Raw genomic sequence first — 3,377 nt, 5'->3', positions numbered from 1 at the left:
AGAATTGATAGCTCATTAAGTTTATATGGTCGTATTGCACAAATAGACATAATAATTTGTTTTGCTTTTTCTTTATTCCTTTCCCTTTCTTTTATACTATTAATTTGAACTACTAATTCATTAGGTAATTCATCAAATAGAACATCAATACTTAATTCACCAGCTTCTGTACTTAATGCATCAGCTTCTGTACTTAAAGCACTAACTTCTGTACTTAATGTACCGTTTTTTGTTCTTAGTGCATCAGTTAAAACTACACCGTGAACATAATAAGTAGCTTTCCCCTTTCCTTTAGACATAATAAGTTCAATTTCTTTCATAGCCTTTAAATCAACACTTGCTTTCAATGTATCACAATCAGCCATTTGTCTATAAGTGTGATTATCTATAGCTCCAACTTCACGTATAAAAATAAGTGATTGCTTTTGAGTATTTGATAAATTATATTTCTTAAAGTTTTTTAGCCATTCTAAGTCACTTTCATTTAAGAAATGGTGAAGTAAAAGTCGAAGAGTAAATTTGTTGTCTTCACGGCTTGATTCAAAAGTAGGCGGAGCAAGATGTGATTGTTCCATTAATCTTCGCATTGCACGTATTCCTGTTCCTTTTGTTTCAGCAAGGTTAGTTTCATGAAAAACAGCAGCAATAAAAGGATTTCTGGTTTCGCTACCGGGTTCACCTAATTTATCTTCTGATTTCAGCGAAAAACCGGGATTAATAATTTCAATTCGATTATCGTATCGAATTACCTGAGTAGGGCTATGCTCTCTATAAGACCTATGCATCATTGCATTTATAAGTGCTTCACGTAATGATTTTATTGGCAAACCTGTGGATTTAGCCTGAATCTCTCCTTCCTGTAATAAAAAACCTTTTGGTAAATCACTATTTATTGCATCAATAAGACGATAAATCATTAACATTAATGGTCCTTGCATATCTATTGAAGTAAATCTTTCATCCGGGTTTTCAACCCATTTATTGCCTGGCACACGAATATAATCTATTCTCAACATAGGGAAAGTTCTACGCTGGGCATTTTTACTGCCAAAAAGCAATAAGCCTGCAAGATTTAATTCATCTTTCTTTTCAATATTTACACAACCAAGTGCTTCTAATAATTCAGCATTATTATAGGTAAGTTCTTCTGCAGCAGGATTTGTTTTCTCACGAAGCGAACGATATCTATTAAGAGCATTTTCGTCAATATGGGATATAGAAATACCCATAATAGGAGTTTGGTCATAACTTCCGGTATTCTGATAAAATACATGCATATCATCTTCGGTGCAATGTTGGTCAGTTGAACCAATCCGTCTCATGGCACCACATGGTAAACCTTCTGATTTGAAAAATATTGGTTTATGAGCTTCCGGCACTTCTTCAACCTTTATTTTAACAACAGTTTTACCATTAATTTGTTCAACTAACATTTTAGGTCGAATAGGAATATTAAACATTGTTGCTGTTTGTGAAGCAACATCTTTTTGTAGTTTATCTGTTTCGGTAATCTCAACAACTTTATATTGTGGGAATTCTGAATCATGATTTTCGGCTACACCCATTACTATATAACCACCATCCAAATCCGGCTCATTGCAAAAAGCACAAACAGTTTCCATAAGTGTATGTGTGCTTTCAATACCTCCTTTTGCTTCTATCCAAGTGCACTCATCCTGTAGATTTAATAATTCAAATAATTCTTGTGCTGTATATTTCATGTGTTAATTGTTTATTTAATTTCCAAAATTAATAATCCCCATCCGCCAAACCAAGTCGCCCCTCTAATATTTTTCTAAAGCACGCTTCAAATTCTCCTTTATCTCATCCACCAACCATTCAGGCTCAATTACTTTCACAGTATCTCCATGTTTAAGAATTAATTGTGTTAATTCATAGTTCGGTATCACTGTAATTAAAATACGCAACTCTGTGTCGTTATCAATTAATATTTTCTGTGATTTATGTAAAGGCAATGTTTTAATATATTTTCCTTGTGTTGGTGTAAATGAAAGAATTACATTTTGTGAAGTATTTAGTGAATAAATTAAGCCAATTATTTTTTCAAACATTTCAATCGGATTAAGTTTTTTTTCAACTTTAAATGTTTCCGCTTTAACTTCTAAATCTTCAATTCTGTCAATGCCAAAAGTTCGGAATTCTTTTAGGTTTCCTATTAAGCCAACAACATACCACCTATTTTGATATTCTTTTAACAAATATGGTTTTAATGAATATTTCCGTGTTTTGTTAGTGTGGAAATTAAAATGATTGAAAGAAATTTTTCTACTGTCTTTTATTGCTGTTAATAATGGTTTTAGGTTTTCAATTCCTTTTAATCCGCCACCTGTGTCAAATGATATATGTTTAAGAGCGTCCTTGCTTTCATTTAGACTTTCTGTTAATAATTCAGCTGTGCTTACTATTTCTAAAAATCTAAAAAACGATTCAATATTTATGCTGTTTTCATAGTCGATAAAATATCCATTTTTATCTCTACTATATGTAATTTCAATACCAAATTCAAATCTGATTTGTTCAATATCTCTTTGTATTGTTCTGTCTCCAACTTCAAATCCATGATTAACCAAATAATCTTTTATTTCTTGAAATGAAGGAATCTGTCCTCTTCTTATTTTTTCTATTTCAAGAGTATATCTTCTTATTGTTCCGTGCTTAGACATAATCGATAGTCTTTTTTGTGAGTAGGTAAAATTGCACTCTTGCCGATTTTTCTTCGGCATGTGTGCAATGTGTGTAAGTTTTTCTAACTGTCCCAAAGGGCAGAAGCGTGTAGGAAAAAACTAATTTTTTCTTGCAGTCAGTTTCAATCAATGCTATTATTTTTTCTGTTCGGTTTTTCAATTTTCTAATAATATTCGTTCAATGCAACTATGTTATATGCGGACAAAACCCTCATTTTTGTCGGGTATTTTGTCTTTTATTTCAAAAATTTCTTTGGGACATTTATCTTTCTTTGAAATTACTATCTTCATACAAACGTTATTTATTTACTAAAAAAAACAAATCTTTGATTGTCCCAATTTATAATAGGTTTGCAAATCTAATAATTTTTTTGTTTTAATTGTAATCTTGTTTTTATTCAACAACAGGAATTAGAAACTCAAAATCAATTGTCATTTTTACTTTTGATGTATCAAAAAACTTAGAAATCATAAAATTTGATAGTTTTCTTAGAGCACTAGTTTACTGCAAATTAAATTTTAATACATTTCATAGCAACCATTTGACCCAATGTTCATCTATCTTAAAAATATTATTAAACTATGTCCTCAAAATATTATATCATTATTCTTCTATTATTTTTTTTATTTTCAAAATGTAAAAAATACGATACACCTGATAATCCCTTTGTT

2 protein-coding genes are annotated in these 3,377 nt (G+C 30.6%); both read right to left on the bottom strand.

The features are described from left to right. Positions 1 to 1,721, bottom strand: a 1,721-nt coding sequence (locus U9R42_08210) for an ATP-binding protein (GenBank protein MEA3496003.1), incomplete at its 3' end; no start/stop codon positions are given. Positions 1,722 to 1,784: 63 nt separating this feature from the next. After that, positions 1,785 to 2,684, bottom strand: a complete 900-nt coding sequence (locus U9R42_08205) for a WYL domain-containing protein (GenBank protein MEA3496002.1) — start codon at positions 2,682 to 2,684, stop codon at positions 1,785 to 1,787. Positions 2,685 to 3,377 lie beyond the last annotated feature (693 nt).

It is taken from the genome of Bacteroidota bacterium, assembly GCA_034723125.1.
In the GTDB taxonomy this organism is placed as follows: Bacteria; Bacteroidota; Bacteroidia; order CAILMK01; family JAAYUY01; genus JAYEOP01.
Note: the sequence above shows the minus strand (reverse complement) of the source record. Positions and strands in the feature narration are given on the sequence as shown.